The organism is Klebsiella planticola ATCC 33531, from assembly GCF_000735435.1.
In the GTDB taxonomy this organism is placed as follows: domain Bacteria; phylum Pseudomonadota; class Gammaproteobacteria; order Enterobacterales; family Enterobacteriaceae; genus Klebsiella; species Klebsiella planticola.
In genome coordinates this window covers 1-18028 of the sequence record NZ_JMPP01000044.1, presented here as the reverse complement: position 1 = coordinate 18028, position 18028 = coordinate 1, and the positions used below count along the sequence as shown (strand labels likewise).

Annotated in this window: 18 protein-coding genes and 1 pseudogene; 14 read left to right on the top strand and 5 right to left on the bottom strand. The window is 58.3% G+C overall.

What is annotated here, in order from left to right; genetic code table 11:
- The first annotated feature begins 212 nt into the window (after positions 1 to 212).
- Together yncE and GRPL_RS07970 are read left to right on the top strand one after the other, a co-directional pair.
- Positions 213 to 1274: a 7-bladed beta-propeller protein YncE gene (gene yncE, locus GRPL_RS07965; RefSeq protein WP_032687869.1), complete on the top strand. Its 1062-nt coding sequence runs from the start codon at positions 213 to 215 to the stop codon at positions 1272 to 1274.
- 144 nt (positions 1275 to 1418) lie between these two features.
- Complete coding sequence (locus GRPL_RS07970; protein WP_032687868.1) at positions 1419 to 1640, top strand: YgdI/YgdR family lipoprotein; 222 nt, start codon at positions 1419 to 1421, stop codon at positions 1638 to 1640.
- A 45-nt stretch (positions 1641 to 1685) separates the two neighbouring features.
- Here GRPL_RS07970 and ansP read toward each other — a convergent pair whose 3' ends face one another.
- Positions 1686 to 3149, bottom strand: coding sequence for an L-asparagine permease (gene ansP / locus GRPL_RS07975; protein WP_032687867.1), 1464 nt, complete (start codon positions 3147 to 3149; stop codon positions 1686 to 1688).
- Between the two features lie 189 nt (positions 3150 to 3338).
- The gene (locus GRPL_RS07980; RefSeq protein ID WP_032687866.1) at positions 3339 to 4226 is read right to left on the bottom strand and encodes a LysR family transcriptional regulator; all 888 of its coding nucleotides are present in this window, start codon (positions 4224 to 4226) and stop codon (positions 3339 to 3341) included.
- A gap of 113 nt (positions 4227 to 4339) precedes the next feature.
- Between GRPL_RS07980 and GRPL_RS07985 the strand changes: the two genes are divergently transcribed.
- The 9 genes and pseudogenes from GRPL_RS07985 to GRPL_RS08030 all read left to right on the top strand — a co-directional run bounded on the left by GRPL_RS07985 (position 4340) and on the right by GRPL_RS08030 (position 13056).
- Complete coding sequence (locus GRPL_RS07985; RefSeq protein WP_032696274.1) at positions 4340 to 4738, top strand: (R)-mandelonitrile lyase; 399 nt, start codon at positions 4340 to 4342, stop codon at positions 4736 to 4738.
- A 117-nt stretch (positions 4739 to 4855) separates the two neighbouring features.
- Complete coding sequence (locus tag GRPL_RS07990; RefSeq protein WP_032699967.1) at positions 4856 to 5401, top strand: AAA family ATPase; 546 nt, start codon at positions 4856 to 4858, stop codon at positions 5399 to 5401.
- Positions 5402 to 5506: 105 nt separating this feature from the next.
- Complete coding sequence (locus tag GRPL_RS07995; RefSeq protein ID WP_032696272.1) at positions 5507 to 6508, top strand: LLM class flavin-dependent oxidoreductase; 1002 nt, start codon at positions 5507 to 5509, stop codon at positions 6506 to 6508.
- On the top strand, positions 6505 to 7626 hold the full coding sequence (locus tag GRPL_RS08000; RefSeq protein ID WP_032699965.1) for a M20 peptidase aminoacylase family protein: 1122 nt from the start codon (positions 6505 to 6507) through the stop codon (positions 7624 to 7626). The genes GRPL_RS07995 and GRPL_RS08000 overlap by 4 nt, the downstream gene beginning before the upstream one ends.
- A 52-nt stretch (positions 7627 to 7678) precedes the next feature.
- Positions 7679 to 9946 (top strand): annotated as a pseudogene (locus GRPL_RS28030) (NtaA/DmoA family FMN-dependent monooxygenase).
- 11 nt (positions 9947 to 9957) lie between these two features.
- Positions 9958 to 10467 carry a GNAT family N-acetyltransferase gene (locus tag GRPL_RS08015; protein ID WP_032687859.1) on the top strand — a complete coding sequence of 170 codons (510 nt, stop codon included), beginning with the start codon at positions 9958 to 9960 and terminating at the stop codon, positions 10465 to 10467.
- A 9-nt stretch (positions 10468 to 10476) separates the two neighbouring features.
- On the top strand, positions 10477 to 11406 hold the full coding sequence (locus GRPL_RS08020; RefSeq protein WP_032699961.1) for an amino acid ABC transporter permease: 930 nt from the start codon (positions 10477 to 10479) through the stop codon (positions 11404 to 11406).
- Positions 11390 to 12166 (top strand): amino acid ABC transporter ATP-binding protein, encoded by a 777-nt coding sequence (locus GRPL_RS08025; RefSeq protein WP_032687857.1) that lies wholly within the window; start codon positions 11390 to 11392, stop codon positions 12164 to 12166. The genes GRPL_RS08020 and GRPL_RS08025 overlap by 17 nt, the downstream gene beginning before the upstream one ends.
- Positions 12163 to 13056 (top strand): transporter substrate-binding domain-containing protein, encoded by an 894-nt coding sequence (locus GRPL_RS08030; protein WP_032699959.1) that lies wholly within the window; start codon positions 12163 to 12165, stop codon positions 13054 to 13056. The genes GRPL_RS08025 and GRPL_RS08030 overlap by 4 nt, the downstream gene beginning before the upstream one ends.
- A gap of 66 nt (positions 13057 to 13122) precedes the next feature.
- On the opposite strand, the gene GRPL_RS08035 is transcribed toward GRPL_RS08030, so the two are convergent.
- The 3 genes from GRPL_RS08035 to GRPL_RS08040 are packed head-to-tail and all read right to left on the bottom strand — an operon-like array spanning position 13123 to position 15809.
- Complete coding sequence (locus tag GRPL_RS08035; protein WP_032699957.1) at positions 13123 to 14433, bottom strand: MFS transporter; 1311 nt, start codon at positions 14431 to 14433, stop codon at positions 13123 to 13125.
- Between the two features lie 42 nt (positions 14434 to 14475).
- Positions 14476 to 14598, bottom strand: coding sequence for a hypothetical protein (locus GRPL_RS28460; RefSeq protein WP_264673275.1), 123 nt, complete (start codon positions 14596 to 14598; stop codon positions 14476 to 14478).
- Between the two features lie 14 nt (positions 14599 to 14612).
- Entirely contained in the window at positions 14613 to 15809 is a 1197-nt protein-coding gene (locus GRPL_RS08040) for an L-talarate/galactarate dehydratase (RefSeq protein WP_032699956.1), read from the bottom strand.
- Between the two features lie 303 nt (positions 15810 to 16112).
- Here GRPL_RS08040 and GRPL_RS08045 point away from each other — a divergent pair, with 303 nt between their 5' ends.
- The 3 genes from GRPL_RS08045 to GRPL_RS08055 all read left to right on the top strand — a co-directional run.
- The gene (locus tag GRPL_RS08045) at positions 16113 to 17117 is read left to right on the top strand and encodes a LacI family DNA-binding transcriptional regulator (protein WP_032699954.1); all 1005 of its coding nucleotides are present in this window, start codon (positions 16113 to 16115) and stop codon (positions 17115 to 17117) included.
- Between the two features lie 97 nt (positions 17118 to 17214).
- Positions 17215 to 17832: a glutathione S-transferase family protein gene (locus GRPL_RS08050; protein ID WP_032699982.1), complete on the top strand. Its 618-nt coding sequence runs from the start codon at positions 17215 to 17217 to the stop codon at positions 17830 to 17832.
- A gap of 67 nt (positions 17833 to 17899) precedes the next feature.
- Positions 17900 to 18028 (top strand): tautomerase family protein (locus tag GRPL_RS08055; RefSeq protein ID WP_032699953.1); only part of this gene is annotated, 129 nt, incomplete at its 3' end.

The following is an 18028-nucleotide window of genomic DNA, read 5'->3' as shown; positions in this document are numbered from 1 at the left end:
ACCCTTTTGTAATTTTTTGAAAATTATTAACGTTATTTTCGTTAAATAATGGCACCGAATGATTATTTTCGCCGTCGGTTTTAATAAATAACGCTCCACTTCATGCCAAATAATGATTACTATTCGCATTTGAAAATGAACGCAAAGCCAGGACTTTGCGTCAGGGAAGCAATGTCGAGCAGGCACATAGTGTTTTATTCAAGGGAGTCGTCATGTCATTACGTCATCTGTCCGCGCCGCGTCTGCGTCGTTCACTGTTATTAACCTCTTTACTGCTGGCAGGGAGCTTCAGCGCTCACGCGGCAGAAGAAATGTTGCGCAAGGCGGTCGGTAAGGGCGCATACGAAATGGCTTACAGCCAGCAGGAAAATGCGCTGTGGGTCGCAACTTCTCAAAGCCGTTCACTGGACAAAGGCGGGATTGTTTATCGTCTCGACCCGACCACGCTGGAGGTGACGCAGGTTATTCATAACGATCTGAAACCGTTCGGTGCGACGATCAATAACGCTACGCAAACGCTGTGGTTTGGTAACACCACTGACAGCACCGTTACTGCCATTGACGCGAAAACCGGCGCGGTGAAAGGCCGTCTGGTGCTCGACAATCGTCAGCGCAGTGAAACCGTGCGTCCGCTGGCGCCGCGTGAGCTGGCGGTCAATGAAAAAACCAACACGGTCTATATCACCGGGCTGGGTAAAGAGAGCGTGATCTGGGTTGTGGATGGTGAAAAGCTGACGCTGAAAGACACGATCACCAATACCGGCGCCATGGCGACCGGCCTGGCGGTGGATGCTGACGCGAAGCGAATCTACACGACCAACGCCGATGGCGAACTGCTGACCATCGACAGCGAGAGCAACAAAATTCTGAGCCGTAAAAAGCTGCAGGATGACGGTAAAGAGCACTTCTATCTGAACCTGAGCCTCGATACCGCCGGTCACCGCGCCTTCATCACCGACAGCAAACAGCCGGAAGTGCTGGTTGTTGACCTGCGTGACGGGAAAGTGCTGGAGAAAATCGCCGCGCCGGAATCCCTGGCGGTGCTGTTCAACCCGACGCGCAATGAAGCCTACGTGACGCATCGTAAAGCCGGTGAAGTCAGCGTGATTGATGGTAAAACTTACAAAGTGGTTAAAACCTTCAAAACGCCAACCTTCCCGAACAGCCTGGCGCTCTCCGCCGACGGTAAAACGCTGTACGTCAGCGTGAAGCAGGAATCCACCCGTCAGAAAGAAGCGACCCAGCCGGATGACGTTATCCGTATCGCGCTGTAAGTCATGATTGAGGAGGGGGAAACCCCTCCCGCCCGCCGGAATCACCCTCTGTTACAAACACTTATTGGCCCGATAGCCGTTATGGTTTTACAATCATCGTTTTGCCGCCTGCTGCCTGGCGGAATTAATCATTCTGGAGGATGTATGAATAAGCCATTTATGGTTCTGTGCGCTGGCGCGATGCTGGCACTGCTTGCGGGTTGTACTTCAAACTATGTCATGACGACGAAAAGCGGGCAGACCATTGTGACTCAGGGTAAGCCGCGTCTGGATAAAGACACCGGTATGACCAGCTATGTGGATGAATCCGGCAACCGTCGCCAGATTAACAGCAGCGATGTGTCGCAGCTGGTGGAAGATAACTAAGCAGCAAGCGGCGGTTTGCCCGGTGACGGACAAACCGCGATAACGTTATTTTTGCGTAGGTTGTGCGCCAGGCGCCGTGCTATGCACCGCGTGAACGCGTTTACGTACGCCGAACCAGCCGGCCACCAGCAGTACCGCAATCAGCGGAATTGAACCGATGGTATAGGTACCGTTCGGGTAATCGAAGGCCATCAGCACCAGCACGCTGAGCAGGAACAACAGGGTCAGCCAGGAGGTGAACGGCGCGCCCGGCATTTTAAAGCTCACGTCCGCCGCTTTACCTTCCTTAATCGCTTTACGCAGGCGCATCTGGCAGACCACGATAAAGCCCCACGACGCGATAATCCCCAGCGAAGCCACGTTTAAGACGATTTCGAAGACCTGCGACGGCACCAGATAGTTCAGGAACACCCCGACGACATACACCGCCAGCGTGGCCAGAATCCCGGCATAGGGCACCTGATGACGGCTCATCTTCGACATAAACTTCGGCGCGGAGCCGCCCATCGACATCGAACGCAGAATACGTCCGGTGCAGTACAGGCCAGAGTTGAGGCTGGAGAGCGCGGCGGTGAGCACCACGATATTCATCACGCTACCGATGTACGGCACGCCCAGCTTCGAGAAGAAGGTCACAAACGGGCTTTGCCCGGCCTGATAGGCATTCCACGGCAGCAGCAGCACCAGCAGCAGCACCGAGCCGACGTAGAACAGGCCGATACGCCAGATCACGCTGTTGATCGCGCGCGGCACCATCGTCTGCGGCTCTTTGCACTCACCGGCGGCGGTCCCGACCAGTTCGATGGAGGCAAAGGCGAACACCACCCCCTGAACCAGCACCAGCGCAGGCATCAGCCCGTGCGGGAACAGACCGCCGTTATCGGTAATCAGGTGGAAGCCGGTGGCATTCCCGTCCAGCGGTTTACCGCTGCCGAGGAAAATGGTCCCTACCACCAGGAAGGCGACAATCGCCAGCACCTTGATCAGGGCGAACCAGAACTCCATTTCGGCGAACCACTTCACGCCTATCATGTTCATGGTACCGACGATCGCCAGCGCCCCGAGCGCGAAGACCCACTGCGGGACGTCGCCAAAGGCGCCCCAGTAGTGCATATACAGCGCCACGGCGGTGATATCGACTATCCCGGTCATCGCCCAGTTAACGAAGTACATCCAGCCGGCGACGTAGGCCGCTTTTTCACCCAAAAACTCGCGGGCGTAGGAGACGAAACTGCCGCTGGAAGGACGATGCAGCACCAGTTCGCCGAGGGCGCGTAAGATAAAGAACGAGAACAGGCCGCAGACCAGATAAACCAGCGCCAGCGCGGGGCCAGCCATCTGTAAACGCGCGCCTGCGCCGAGGAACAGACCGGTACCGATGGCGCCGCCGATGGCAATCATCTGCACCTGACGGTTGCCCATCGCTTTGTGATAGCCCGATTCCTGAGAGTTGAGCCAGTGACGTCTGGCGGCATGGTGTTCCGCCGTCGAGTGTTGCTTTGTATTCATTGATGTACCCATTTTCCTGTCAATGTCCATGAGTGGTTCATCGCACCGCTGAGTAGCAGCACGTTATGCTGGCTTTCCCATCATTCTGACGTAGGAGATAAGCAGAGCATGGCGCAGCATCCTACACGTATCGAGATAGTCACGCACGTAAAACATTTCTCGACCGCACTTGCTTAAATATCAATGAGTTCAACGACGGAGGGCGTCCACCAGCAGGCTGAAGGCCGTCGTATGCTGGCGGCGGCTGGGGTAATAGAGGTGATAGCCGGGGAAGGAGGGAGTCCAGGCCTCGAGGACCCGAATGAGTCGTCCTTCCGCCAGCGCCTGTTGCACGCTATCTTCCGGGACATAGGCCAGACCCAGCCCGGACTCCGCGGCATCAATCCGCTGCGGCAGGCTGTTTAAGGTAATTTGTCCTTCAACCCGCACGCGGACTTCGCGATTGTCCTGCGCAAACTCCCAGGCATAGATACCGCCGAGGGTCGGCAGGCGCAGATTAATACAGCGATGTTGTGCGAGATCGTAGGGCGTTTGCGGGATACCGTAGCGCTGAAAATAGGTCGCAGAGCCGATCACCGCCATGCGCATATCGGGGCCGATGCGCACGGCAATCATATCTCTGGCAACCTGTTCACCCAGACGAATGCCGGCGTCATAGCGGCCGTCGACAATATCGGTCAGGCCGTTGTCCACGGTGACTTCGATATTGATCTCCGGGTATTGCAACATGAAGTTTTTCAGCGCCGGCCAGAGCACGGCGCCGGTGGCATGCTCGCTGGCGGTCAGGCGAATGTTACCCGCCGGACGGTCGCGGGTATCGCGCAGAGCGTGAAGCTCCTGTTCTATCTCTTGCAGGTGCGGACTCAGGCGCTGGAACAGCTTTTCGCCCGCTTCGGTAGGCGCCACGCTGCGGGTGGTGCGGGTCAGCAGCCGCACGTCGAGCCGGGCCTCGAGGTTACGCATCGCGTGGCTGAGGGCGGACTGAGAGACGCCAAGCTGAGCGGCCGCGCGGGTGAAACTGCGCTCGCGGGCGACCACCATAAATGATAGCAGGTCGTTAACGTTATCTTTTAACATCACTTTTCCGGATTAATGAATTTTGCTCATGGTTCTTTTCTGATTTTGCAGTCTAATCCTCGTTGCCAGATTGCGCTACTTTGAACAGACACGTCATGTTGAGAGGAACAGAAATGAACATTATTCGTAGCGGCTCACAGCCTTCGAGAAAAGGTCCGGACAGCTGGTTTACCGGCGATGTTCGTATTGATGCGCCGTTCCAGGCCAGCGAACCGGCAAAAGTGGGCGGTGCGACGGTCACCTTTGAGCCCGGCGCGCGTACCGCCTGGCACACCCATCCGCTGGGTCAGACGCTGATCGTCACCCAGGGTCGCGGCTGGCTACAGGAGTGGGGCAAGGAGGCGCAGGCGCTGAATCAGGGCGATATTGCCTGGATTCCACCGGGGGTTAAGCACTGGCACGGTGCCAGCAGCGATACTGCAATGGTGCATATTGCGATTGCCGAAGCCGAAAACGGCAGCCCGGTCACCTGGCTGGAAAAAGTGACCGACGAGCAATATCCGGCAAACTAATCGTCGCCGTTTGCCGGCAGGCGGGAGACCCCGACGCCCGCCTTTGCGGCCTGCCGGTAGCGCCATCGGGCTTTTTCGGGCTATGATTCTCAGCGGCGCAACGGCTGAGAGACAGCGATGAATATCAACGTAGTGGGTACCAGCGGCGTCGGTAAATCGACGCTGGCGCGAAGGCTCGCGCAGATCCTGTCCGTTCCCTACATTGAGATGGACAGGCTTTACTGGCGCGCGGACTGGCAGGGCGAGCCGGATGAGGTATTCTTCGCCAGGGTGGCTGCGGCCACCGAGGCCTCCGGCTGGGTGCTGGACGGCAATTATAACCGCAGCCGCCCGGTTAAGTGGCGCAATGTCGATCTGGTGGTGTGGGTGGATTATGGTTTCGCCCGAACTCTGCGCCAGGCCGTCTGGCGGGCCATCTCCCGGGCAAGCCGCGGTCAGGAGCTGTGGCCGGGAACCGGCAACCGTGAAAGCTTCCGTCGCGCCTTCCTCAGCCGCGACTCCATTATCTGGTGGACCCTCAAAACCTGGAAGAAAAATCGCCAGCGTTATCAGTCTGATATGGCCGACCCGGCGTATCGACATATTCGCTTCGTACGCCTGGGTCACCCGCGGCAGACCGAGGATTTTATCCGCCAGCTACAGCGGCAGGCGGCGCCGGGTTGAGGGCGTATATCTATTTTCCGGCAGAGTACATGTAAATAAATTGTTTCTCAGTGGCCGCGGCAGATTCTAATAATGCAGGCATGTTAATTAATACGAGCCTGCGAAATGTCTTATCGAATCAGTATCCTGGATAAAAGTCCGCTGGCGGCGGGAGAAACGGCCGCTCAGGCGCTGACGCGTACATTAACGTTGGCGCAACAGGCGGAGGCCTGGGGCTATCACCGCTTCTGGATTGCCGAGCACCATAATACCGATCAATTAGCCAGCCCGTCGCCGGAAGTGGTGATCGCCTGGATCCTCGGCCAGACCCGGCAGATTCGCGTCGGTTCCGGCGGCGTCATGCTACAGCACTACAGCCCGTATAAAGTGGCGGAAAACTTCAACCTGCTGGCCTCGATAGCGCCTGGCCGCGTCGATCTGGGCGTCGGTAAAGCCCCGGGCGGCCTGCCGCTGTCCACCCGCGCTCTGCAACAGGGATTGCATCCTGAAGAAGGGGGAACCTTTGCCGACCGCCTCGCGCAGCTGGATAACTGGCTGTCGCTCACCGATGCCGCAGGGGAAGAGAGCCTGCGCGCCACGCCAATCCCCCCGCGCCGCGCCGACGGGTTCCTGCTCGGCGCCAGCCTCGAAAGCGCCCAGCTGGCCGCTCAACTGGACTGGAACTTTGTCTTTGCCGCCCATCTTAATGGCGATAAAACCCTGCTGCGTGATGTCCTGACCCGCTGGCGCGCCCTCAGCCGCCGGGACGCCATCGTCGCGGTGCAGGTCATCGTGGCGGAGGATAGCGCCACGGCGATTGAGCTGGCGAAACAGGTTGAAGTCTGGGGCGTCGAACTGGAAAACGGCCAGCGGGTAACGGTAGGTAGCGAAGCCCAGGCGGCCACCTTTGCCCGTCAGGCCGGAAGTCCGCCGGTTCGCATCGCCCGCCGCGACGCCTCGCTGTTGGCAGGAACCGCAGACGAGGTTAAAGCGCAGCTCGACGCCCTGCATAGCGCCTGGAATATTGACGAATTCATTATCGATACGCCGCTCAGCGAAGGGCAGACGCGTCTCGACTCATTGCGCCTGCTGGCCCAGGCCCATCTTGGTGCGGAGGCGCTGTCATGAGCTTTGAACAACAGCTGATTACCTGGCGGCGCGAGCTGCATCAGTACCCGGAACTCTCCTTGCAGGAGGTGGCGACCACCGCGCGCATCCGTGACTGGCTTGAGAGCGGCGGCCTGCGGGTGCTGCCCTATGAGCTGAAAACCGGCCTGGTGGTCGAAGTGGGCAGCGGCGATAAGATTATCGCCCTGCGTGCCGATATCGACGCGCTGCCGATTGCGGAGGCCACCGGTTTGCCGTATCGCTCGCAAAACGAGGGGGTGATGCACGCCTGCGGCCATGATATTCACACCAGCGTGATGCTGGGGGCGGCGCTGCTGCTGAAAGAACGCGAAGCGACGCTCCCGGGGCGGGTCCGGATTCTGTTCCAGCCGGCGGAAGAGAACTTTGGCGGGGCGAAAACCCTGATTCGCGCCGGGGCGCTGGAGGGGGTCGCGGCGATCTTCGGTATGCATAATGAACCCGGTCTGCCGCTGGGCGAGTTTGCTACCCGCGGCGGGGCGTTTTACGCCAACGTCGATCGCTTCGTCTTTAAAGTTACCGGCAAAGGGGCGCATGCCGCCCGCCCGCACGAAGGCAAAGATGCGATTTTACTGGCCAGCCAGCTGGTCACCGTCCTGCAGAGCGTGGCCAGCCGCGAGGTCAATACCCTCGATTCGGTGGTCCTGAGCGTGACGCGGATCCAGGGCGGCAATACCTGGAACGTGCTGCCGGAAAGCGTGGAGCTCGAAGGAACCCTGCGTACCCACAGCAGCGAGGTGCAGCAGCGGGTCAAGGCGCGGGTCAGCGACATTGCCGCCGGTTTCGCCAGCGCCTTTGGCGCGCAAATCGACGTCTTCTGGTACGCCGGTCCTACGGCGTTGGTCAATGACCCACGCTGGGCGGCATTTGCCAGCGAGGTTGCCGCGCAGTCCGGCTACCGCACCCGTCATGCGGATCTGCATATGGGCGGCGAAGATTTCGCCGTCTACCTGCAGCATATTCCCGGCGCGTTTGTCAGCATCGGCAGCGCCAGCGAATTCGGTCTTCACCACCCGGCCTACAACCCGGATGACAACTTAATTGCCCCGGCGGCCCGCTATTTTGCGGCGCTGGCGGAGCAGGCTTTACGCCAGATCTGACGCCTGAGCGTTCGGGCTTCTGTTTTCATTTTCGGCAAGGAAAGGGGTTGCTATGTCTGAAAAACGACAATTGCGTCTGGGCACAATATTACACGGCGCATCGGGAAATATGTCCGCCTGGCGTCATCCGGCCGCGCAGGCGGATGCCAGTATTAATTTTGAGTTCGTCAAGCAGACGGCCTTAAAAGCCGAAGAGGGCAAGCTGGACTTTTTATTTGTTGCCGATGGTTTATATATTAACGAGAAATCGATCCCGCATTTTTTAAACCGCTTTGAACCGCTGACCGTGCTCTCGACGCTGGCGGCGGTCACCCGCAATCTCGGGCTGGTGGGCACCTTATCCACCTCCTACAGCGAGCCTTTTACCACCGCGAGACAGTTTGCCAGCCTTGACCATCTGAGCCAGGGACGCGCGGGCTGGAACGTGGTGACCTCGCCGCTGGAAGGGTCGGCAAAGAACTTTTCCCGCGCCCAACATCCTGACCACGCGCTGCGCTACCGGATTGCCGATGAATATTTGCAGGTGGTGAAAGGATTATGGGATTCCTGGGAAGAGGACGCCTTCGTGCGTAATAAAGCGAGCGGCCAATTCTTCGATAAAAATAAACTGCACACTCTCGACCATCGCGGTGATTTTTTCCAGGTTGCCGGCCCGCTCAATATTTCCCGCACGCCGCAGGGGCGGCCGATTATTTTTCAGGCCGGGGCCTCCGATGACGGCAAAAAGCTGGCGGCGCGTCATGCCGATGCCATTTTTACCCATCAGGCGTCGCTGGCAGAAGCGCAGGCGTTTTATCGCGATGTGAAGAACCAACTGGCGGCCTACGGTCGTCAGGATAACCAATTACATATCTTCCAGGGCGTCAGCGTGATTGTCGGTGACGATGCCGACGATGTCGAACAGCAATACCAGACCACCGCCGCGCTGGTATCGATTGAGGACGCCCTCAACTACCTCGGACGCTATTTCGAACACCACGACTTTGCGCAGTATCCGCTGGATGAACCGTTCCCGGATATCGGCGATCTCGGCAAAAATAGCTTCCGCAGCACCACCGACGAAATTAAGCGCAACGCGCGCGAGCGCGGACTGACCCTGCGCCAGGTCGCGCTGGAAGCCGCCAGCCCGCGCCCGCTTTTCGCCGGGACGCCGCAGGAGGTCGCCGACGGTTTGCAGCACTGGTTTGAACAACGAGGGGCCGACGGTTTTATTATCCAGGGCGGCACGCCGGATACCTTCCCGCGCTTTGTCGATCGGGTGGTGCCGATTTTGCAGCAGCGCGGGCTGTTCCGTCGGGAGTATCCGGGAACGACGCTGCGCGAAAGCCTGGGGCTGACGCCGCCGGTTAATCAATTCCAACAACAATAACAACAGAGAACGCTCGCTATGCAGAAAAAGTCACTTTTACTGGCCCTTGCGCTGGGTTTCAGCGCGCCATTATGGGCCCAGGACGTCAACATTAACGGTACCGGCGTCAGCGTGGAGGCCAATAAAGCCCCGGTGCACACGGCGAAAAATCCGCAGGCCATTGCCCTGTTGCCAGCTAACTATCACTTCGCGGTACCGGGGAAATTCACCGTGGCGGTGGCGGCGCTGAATTCGCCGCCGCTGACCGTATTTTCCGATGACAACAAGACCCTGCTTGGCAGCGAAGTTGATATCGCCCGCCTGGTCGCCGATAGCCTCGGGCTGGAGCTGAACGTGGTGCCGACGTCATGGGAGGACTGGCCGCTGGGCGTCTCCTCCGGCAAATATGATGCCGCGATCAGCAATATTACCGTCACCAAAGAGCGCAAAGAGAAGTTCGACTTTGCCACCTATCGTAAGGACTCGCTGGGCTTTTACGTCAAGAGTAGCAGCCCGCTGAGCAAAATTGAGCAGGCGGAAGACATTGCCGGGCTGCGCATTATCGTCGGCTCAGGCACCAACCAGGAAGCCATTCTGCTGGCGTGGAATGCGGAAAACCTGAAGAAGGGGCTGAAGCCGTTTACCCCGGTCTACACCAAAGATGATGCCGCCCAGACGCTGGCGATCCAGTCCGGACGTGCCGACGCCTTCTTTGGCCCGAACGTGATTGGCGCCTGGAAGGCTGCGCTGACCGGGAAAACCAAACTGGTGGGCAGCGTGGATGGCGGCTGGCCGAAAGCGGCGCACATCGCCGTCACGCTGAAAAAAGGCAGCGGATTGGTTGAACCGGTGCAGACCGCGTTAAACGGGGCCATTCAGAACGGTGACTATGCCAAAGTGCTTACCCGCTGGGGCGAAGGCGTGGAGAGCATCCCGCAATCAGAAATTAACCCGGCCGGGCTGGGCGATTAACAGGAGGCAATATGAGTGCAGCATTCCGCGATATCTCACCCGAAGCGCCTGAACTCCAGCCGATTATCAACGGCCTGTTCGCCGAATACGCGTCGCGCTACGGCGACTATTTTTCCCGCGATGCGGAAGTCGAACTGACCGAATGGTATCTGGCGCCGCAGGGGCTGTTTATCGTGCTGGAGCGGGAGGGGGAAATTATCGCCACCGGCGCCTATAAGCCGAAGGACAGCCACACGGCGGAAATTAAACGTATCTGGACCCATCCGGCCCTGCGCCAGCAGGGACTGGCGGCGAAAGTGGTACAGGAGCTGGAGCGGCGGGCGGTTTTGGCAGGCTACAGCCATATCTACCTGACCACCGGCTTTCGCCAGCCGGAAGCGGTCAGGCTCTATCTGAGCCAGGGCTACGACGCGCAGTTTGACCTGGCTCGCAACCCGGAAGAGTACAGCCAGCCGCCATTTGACGGCCGGCTACGGTTCACCAAAGCGCTGGCGGTAAGCGCCCTAAGCCACAGCGCCTGAGGAGAGAACATGAACAGATCGGAAACGATTAAAGTGGTCCCGGCACGCTACCCGCTGCGCGCCGTCGGCGCAGTGGTGGCGCTGTTGGTGCTGGCGGCCGTCGTGCAGTCGGTGGCCTTTAACCCGCGCTGGGAGTGGGCGGTCTTCGCCCGCTGGTTCTTTGACCCGGTCATTCTTGAAGGGCTGGGACAAACGCTGCTGCTGACGCTGCTGGGTACGGTACTGAGCGTGATTTTTGGCGGCCTGCTGGCGCTGGCCAGACTCTCTTCCTCATGGCTGCTGAGCAGCCTGGCCTGGGGCTATATCTGGCTGTTTCGCTCGCTGCCGCTGATTGTGGTGTTGATAATCCTCTACAACTTCTCTTATCTCTATGACACGCTATCGCTCGGTATTCCGTTTACCGGGATCAGTTGGGGGAGTTATCAGACCATCAACGTGCTGGGGCAGTTTTCCACGGCGGTTGTGGGGCTGACGCTGGTGCAGAGCGCCTATACTGCGGAGATCATTCGCGGCGGCTTCCTCGGCGTTGACCACGGTCAGTATGAGGCGGCCGCGGCGCTGGGGCTGCCGGCGTGGCGGCGTACGCTGCGGATTATTCTGCCTCAGGCGCTGCGCACGATTTTGCCTTCTGGTTTTAATGAAATTATCAGCCTCGCCAAAGGGACGGCGATGGTTTATGTGCTGGCGATGCCCGAGCTGTTTTACACCATCCAGATGATTTACAACCGTACCCAGGAAGTGATTCCGCTGCTGATGGTGGGCGCCGTCTGGTATCTGGCGATCACCAGCGTCCTGTCGCTGATTCAATATCTGGTGGAACGCGCCCTCGCGCGCAGCGAACGCCGTTCGGCGGTCAACTCGCCGCGCCGCGCGCGCGCCGATGACTCCGCACGTCAGCCGCAGAAACCGCAGGAGGCCATTCATGCCCAACTCTCATAACGGTCATATCTCGATTACCGGCGTCAGTAAGTATTTCGGCCGCCATAAAGCGCTGGATGATGTCTCGCTGGAAATTCCGCCCGGCACGGTGACGGTGATCCTCGGGCCATCCGGTTCGGGGAAATCAACCCTGCTGCGCGCCATAAACCATCTTGAGCGAGTGGATGAAGGGTTTATTCAGATTGATGGCGACTACATTGGCTATCGGCGCCAGGGCGATAAGCTCTATGAGCTGAAGGAGAGAGAGATTCTGCGCCAGCGCGTTAACGTGGGCTACGTGTTTCAGAACTTCAACCTGTTCCCGCATCTGACGGTGCTGGAAAACCTGATTGAAGCACCGATCGCCCACAAGCAGGTCAGCCGTAAGGAAGCGGTCGAGCGCGCCTATGAGCTGCTGGATGTGGTGGGGCTGCGCCACAAGGCCGATGCCTGGTCGCGCCATCTCTCCGGCGGCCAGCAGCAGCGGATTGCCATCGCCAGGGCGCTGGCCCTCAAGCCGCGAGTGCTGCTGTTCGATGAACCGACGTCGGCGCTGGACCCGGAGCTGGTGGGCGAAGTGCTCGATGTGATTAAGAAGCTGGCCCGCTCCGGTACCACGCTGGTGGTGGTGACGCATGAGATGGGGTTTGCCCGCGAAGTGGCCGATCAGGTGGTGTTTATGGTCGAGGGGAAAATTATTGAGCAGGGCAGCAGCGACGCGGTGCTTAATCATCCGCAGCATCAGCGTACGCGGCAATTTTTATCAAAGGTGCTGGCATGAGAACAAGGATAGTTGCCCTGGCGCTGGGCGCGCTCTCGGCGGGGGCGCAGGCGAAAATTGATCTCCGGGCGAACGAACAGCCGCTGCCGGTAACGGTGGACAACGCCGCGATCGCCAGGATCCCGGCCAGCTATCGCTTTGTTGAACCCGGTACGCTGACGGTGGCGATTTCAGCGCTTAATTCACCGCCGCTGGCGCTGCTGGCCAGCGACAACCGGACGCGCATCGGCAGCGACCCGGATATTGCCCGTCTACTGGCCGGCAGTTTAGGCCTCAAGCTGAAACTGGTGCCGACGGCCTGGGAAGACTGGCCGCTGGGGATCACCTCCGGGCGTTACGACGTGGCGCTGGTCAATATCGCGGTCACCGAACAGCGTAAGGAGAAATTCGATTTCGCCACCTATCGCGTCGATTCGCTGGCATTTTCGGTTAAATCCACCAGCGCCATTGAGAAAATCAGCGGCGCGGCGGATCTCTCCGGGCGGAAGGTGATCGTCGGATCCGGCACCAATCAGGAGCGTATTTTGCTTGGCTGGAACGGGGAGAATGAAGCGGCGGGGCGCCAGCTGGCTTTGCCGATCTATTTAACCGACGACGCCTCCGGCAATCTGTACATCCAGTCCGGGCGCGCCGATGTTTTCTTTGGCCCCCAGTCGGTGGCGGCCTACAAAGCGGCGCTGACCGGGACCACCAAAGTTGTCGGGCTGGGGCCGAAAAAAGCCTGGGTCGCTACCACCACCAAAAAGGGCAATGGCCTGGTGTTTGCGTTGCAGGCGGCGCTCGATGGCGCCATTGCGCGCGGCGAATACCAGCAGGTGCTGGCACGCTGGGGAGAGCAGGGCGAGGCGGTAGCACAGTCTCAGGTGAATCCCCCGGGGATCACCTACTAAAAAACCGCTGTTTCGCCGGAGTGTAGGGCGAAACAGCGGGGGCGAATCTTCGCCAGCGGTATTAAATCAGGCGGCGCGCGGTGTGAGCGTAATGCGATCCAGCGGGCCGACGATAAACAGATACGAGAGCAGACCTATTATTCCCATCGAACCGACATACAAAATGGCGTAATCAAATGAGTGGGTGTTGGCAATGATGACGCCAATCACTAGCGGGGTGATAATACTTGCCAGGTTGCCGCACATATTGAAGACGCCGCCAGCAATGCCGAGCATTTCTTTCGGCGATGTGTCGCTGAGGATACACCAGCCAAGGTTGCCAAAGCCTTTCGCGAAAAAGGCCAGACTCATGGCGGCAATCACCACCACTTCCGAACCGGTATAATTGGCGACAACAATGACGCAGGAAAGCAGCATTCCGCAGATCACCGGCAGCTTGCGGGCGGTAGTCAGGCTATAGCCCTGCCTGAGTAACCAGTCGGAGAAGACGCCGCCGAGCAGGCCGCCGATAAACCCGGCAATCGCCGGGATACTGGCGACGAAGCCAACCTTCAGAATCGACATGCCTTTGGCCTGATAAAGATAGGTGGGAAACCAGGTGAGGAAGAACCAGGTGATCGAGGTTACGCAAAACTGGCCAATATAGACCCCGATCATCATCCGGTTCACGCAGACGCTTTTGACCTGCGCGAGCGTAAGCTTCGACTGCGTTTTTCGGCTGCCCAGTTCCGGTTCACCGCCGCCGTCGCGAATATAATCAAGTTCCTGTTGATTAATTGCCGGATGGTGCAGAGGATCTTTGACTTTGATCAGCCAGAATATCCCCAGCACGACCCCAATGGCGCCAATATAATAAAAGACATAGTGCCAGCTGAGGTTATGCAAAATAATCGTCATCAATGGCGTAACAATACCCAATGAAATATATTGCGCCGCCTGATAAACCGAGGTGACGAAGCCACGTTCTTTATTCGGGAACCACTGGACGCTGAGGCGACTGTTGGCCGGGAACGCCGGTGCTTCAATCGCTCCCATCATCAAGCGCAGGATAATCAGCACGATAAGCGGGCTGGCATACAGATAGATGGTGCCCTGCAGCATGGTCACCAGCGACCAGCCAATTAGCGCGCAGCCGTAGACCAGTCGTGAACCGTATTTATCCAGCAGCCAGCCGCCGGGTATTTGCATCACCACATACGAGATGCCGAAAACCGAAAAAGCCAACCCCATGGCTTCCGGATCAAAACCTAACTCTTTACTCATCATCGGGGCAACGACGGATAACGTTGCGCGATCGGCATAATTAAATACGGTAGCCAAAAAAAGGAATAATAAAATACCATAGCGCACATTGCTGCGCTTTGCGGTGGTGGTCATGAGTCAACTCCTTTGCAGGGTTGTTGATGTAAATACTGTCTGTCAGGAGCACGAGATAAAGACCAGGCGCTCCCGCTTGTCGTTATCAGCAAATCCGGTGGTATCGTCACCTTTTCCGCCGATGTGATGACGTGGCAGCCCGGATAAACCGATTGGTAGCGTCATCCGGGGCGCATTTATCAGGGGCGTTTGCCAAACTCGCAGCTCTGTTGGGTCCAGCGGCGGGCCTGCTCGCTCAGCGTAAAGCCCAGACCGTGGCGTTCAGATACCCACATCCGCCCGTCGCGCAATTCAAGCTGTTCATTAAACAGCGGATTTAACCATTCGAAGTGCTCCAGCCACGGCTCCAGAGGATAGGCGGCGGCCAGATGCAGATGCACCTCCATGGCAAAATGCGGCGCCAGTTTGCGACCATGCTTTGCGGCGAGGTCCATAATTTTGAGGAACGGCGAGATGCCGCCCACACGCGGGGCATCCGGCTGCACAAAGTCGCTGGCGTTACCGAGAATCAGCTGTTCATGCTCGCGAAAGCTGGTCAGCATTTCGCCGGTCGCGATGGGGGTATCCAGCGCAGCGGCAAGCTGGGCATGGCCTTCAACGTCGTAGGCATCGAGGGGCTCTTCAATCCAGACAAGATTAAACGATTCCATTTTCCGTCCCATGCGGATGGCCGTTTCGCGATCCCACTGCTGGTTGGCATCGACCATCAGCGGGAAATCGTCGCCCAACACCTCGCGCACTGCCGTCAGTCGGCGGATATCTTCAGCGGTATCAGGCTGACCGACCTTCAGTTTGATTCCGCCGATGCCGTTTTCCCGCGAAATAGCCACGTTCTTCAACACCTGATCCAGCGGTGTATGCAGGAAACCGCCCGAGGTGTTGTAGCACTGCACGGAATCCCGGTGCGAGCCGAGGAGTTTGGCCAGCGGCAGCGCGGCACGTTTGGCTTTCATATCCCACAGCGCGATATCGATAGGGGAGATGGCCTGCACCGCCATGCCGCTGCGGCCAACGGATGCGCCGGCCCACAGCAGTTTGGTATAGAGCTTATCGATATCGTTCGGGTCTTCGCCGAGCAGGTTATCGGCAATTTCTTTCGCGTGCGCGTAGATCCCCTGGCCGCCCGCGCGTTTCGAGTAGCTAAAACCGACGCCTTCGAAGCCATCGCGGGAGCGAATTTCGGCGATGATAATCGCCACTTCGGTCAGCGGCTTTTGCCGACCGGTCAGCACCTTGGCGTCGCTGACCGGCGTGGCCAGCGGTAAAAAGGCCAGCGACAGTTTGACGTGCTCAATGCGATCGCCGGTTTCGGCAGCGGTTTTGACGCCGAGGGTTTTCGCGTAGGTTACGGACTCAGAGTTAGCGCTGAAGGTCATGATTAGTTCCTTAAAGTTAAAAATGTTTGCGCTAACATTTTTAATCCTGATTTTAAATCGCCGCTACGGCGATGGCGTTAATTTGTACAAATGATCACAATTAGCGGTTATTAATGGTAAAATTGTGTATTAGATATCACAATCCAATCAGATTTGTGAAAAAGCACAAACAAAAATGATAGCGATAACATTTTGTCTTTCAGGTAATTGATTCCATTGGGGATATGTCGAAGGAGACTGGCAATTGCGTGGGTCATCATCAATAATGCCCGCAGGAAAACGATTCAATACAGGGGCTTCGTCGTGAAAAGCAGAAAACCGTCGCGCGCACCAACGCTGGATGATGTCGCCCGCAGCGCCGGGTTGTCATCGATGACGGTCAGCCGCGCGCTAAATACCCCGCAGCTGGTGCGGCCGAAAACGGTGGAGAAAGTCATGCAGGCGGTACAGGCTACCGGCTATATCCCCAATGCGCTGGCGGGCGGTCTGGCATCGCGGCGCAGCAAACTGGTGGCCGTCGTCGTACCGCAGATTAACAACAATATGTTCGTCGATACGATTCAGGCTCTCAGCGATACCCTCGCCGCGCGCGGCTATCACATGCTGCTCTGTGTGGCAGGCTATAGCCGTCAGACCGAAGCTGAGCTGGTCGCAACCTTGCTTTCACGGCGCCCGGATGGTGTGGTCCTGACCGGGATTCAGCATACTCCGGCGCTGAAAAAAACGATCCTTAACGCCGCCACGCCGGTAGTAGAAATCTGGGATCTGACCCCTACGCCGCTGGATATGCTGGTGGGCTTTTCTCACGAGAAGGTGGGTGAAACTATTGGTGAATTTCTGTGGCAAAAAGGCTACCGCCGCCCGGGATTACTGTGGGCAGGAGATTCCCGCGCAGCGCTGCGTAAGCAGGGGTTGTGCGCTGTATTGAGCAAAAACGGTCTGCCGGCGGTGCCTCAGGTTGAAGTGCCGCTGCCGGCATCTCTGGCGTTGGGGCGCAGTGGACTGGCGCAGTTACTGGATTCCGGCGAGTTTGATGTCATCGTTTGTAGCTCCGATACGCTTGCGCAAGGGGCGATTATGGAAGCTGAAAGCCGCGGTCTGCGCGTGCCTGAGGATTTGGCGGTGATTGGTTTCGGCGATCTTGATTTCGCCGGCAGCAATCGTCCGGCGTTAACGACCGTCAGCGTCGATCGCCACGCCATCGGCGAACAGGCGGCGACGCTGCTGGCCGATAGGATAGAAGGCTATGGTGAAGGCGGTGTGATTATTGATATCGGCTTTCACCTGGTGGCGCGCGAATCGGCGTAGCGACTGCACGCCGAAGGGAACAAGCGCAGCGCCCGGTACCGCCAGCATGTCAGTCCGATTTTGTGCCTAAACTTAAGCTTTATCGTGGAGGCCGATGATGATGACCGTCTATGGCGTACCCGGCTGGGGATCGGCGATTAGTGAGCTGATGCTGACCCTGGCCAACATTCCTTACCATTTCGTTAACGTGGCAGGCTTCGACCAGCCGGGCCCGCAGCGCGACAGCCTGATGCAGATAAATCCGTTGTGTCAGGTGCCGACCCTGCGGCTGGACGATGGCAGCGTGATGACCGAATCCGCCGCGATTGCCCTGATGATCCTCGATAGCCGTCCGGATCTGGCACCGGCGCCGGGCACACCGCAGCGCCAGCAGTTTCAGCGTCTGTTGATCTGGCTGGTGGCCAATGTCTACCCTACGTTCACCTATGCCGATTATCCGCAGCGCTGGACCGCCGATGCGCCTGAACAGCTGCGGGAGAACTGCATCCGCTATCGCCAATCGCTGTATCTGTGGCTGGAACAGCAGCTGACGGCGGCGCCTTATGCGTTGGGGGCCGACATGTCGCTGCTCGACTGTTATATCGCGGCGATGTGCAACTGGGGGCCGCGGCGGGCGTGGTTTATGGCGCACACGCCAAAGTTTGTCGCCGTGGCGGACAAAGTGTACCAGCGGCCGGAGCTACAGCAGGTTCTGCGTGACAACGAGTTGATTTAAAGCACAAAAGGCGAACCGACTGACCACCGCTATGCTAGTTTATCGATCTGACAATAAGGAGCCTGCTATGCCACATGTTGATATTAAATGTTTTCCCCGCGAACTGACCGATGAACAAAAAAGCGCCCTGGCCGCCGACATTACCGAGGTGCTGATCCGCCATCTGAACAGTAAAGACGGGGCGGTGAGCGTCGCC

Coding starts and splice junctions, on each gene's coding strand:
- GRPL_RS08030 (WP_032699959.1), top strand. CDS start 12,163: ATGAGAACAAGGATAGTTGCCCTGGCGCTGGGCGCGCTCTCGGCGGGG.
- GRPL_RS08025 (WP_032687857.1), top strand. CDS start 11,390: ATGCCCAACTCTCATAACGGTCATATCTCGATTACCGGCGTCAGTAAG.
- GRPL_RS07980 (WP_032687866.1), bottom strand. CDS start 4,226: ATGTTAAAAGATAACGTTAACGACCTGCTATCATTTATGGTGGTCGCC.
- GRPL_RS08015 (WP_032687859.1), top strand. CDS start 9,958: ATGAGTGCAGCATTCCGCGATATCTCACCCGAAGCGCCTGAACTCCAG.
- GRPL_RS07970 (WP_032687868.1), top strand. CDS start 1,419: ATGAATAAGCCATTTATGGTTCTGTGCGCTGGCGCGATGCTGGCACTG.
- GRPL_RS08050 (WP_032699982.1), top strand. CDS start 17,215: ATGATGACCGTCTATGGCGTACCCGGCTGGGGATCGGCGATTAGTGAG.
- GRPL_RS08040 (WP_032699956.1), bottom strand. CDS start 15,809: ATGACCTTCAGCGCTAACTCTGAGTCCGTAACCTACGCGAAAACCCTC.
- yncE (WP_032687869.1), top strand. CDS start 213: ATGTCATTACGTCATCTGTCCGCGCCGCGTCTGCGTCGTTCACTGTTA.
- GRPL_RS07995 (WP_032696272.1), top strand. CDS start 5,507: ATGTCTTATCGAATCAGTATCCTGGATAAAAGTCCGCTGGCGGCGGGA.
- GRPL_RS08035 (WP_032699957.1), bottom strand. CDS start 14,433: ATGACCACCACCGCAAAGCGCAGCAATGTGCGCTATGGTATTTTATTA.
- GRPL_RS07990 (WP_032699967.1), top strand. CDS start 4,856: ATGAATATCAACGTAGTGGGTACCAGCGGCGTCGGTAAATCGACGCTG.
- ansP (WP_032687867.1), bottom strand. CDS start 3,149: ATGAATACAAAGCAACACTCGACGGCGGAACACCATGCCGCCAGACGT.
- GRPL_RS07985 (WP_032696274.1), top strand. CDS start 4,340: ATGAACATTATTCGTAGCGGCTCACAGCCTTCGAGAAAAGGTCCGGAC.
- GRPL_RS28460 (WP_264673275.1), bottom strand. CDS start 14,598: ATGACGCTACCAATCGGTTTATCCGGGCTGCCACGTCATCACATCGGC.
- GRPL_RS08000 (WP_032699965.1), top strand. CDS start 6,505: ATGAGCTTTGAACAACAGCTGATTACCTGGCGGCGCGAGCTGCATCAG.
- GRPL_RS08020 (WP_032699961.1), top strand. CDS start 10,477: ATGAACAGATCGGAAACGATTAAAGTGGTCCCGGCACGCTACCCGCTG.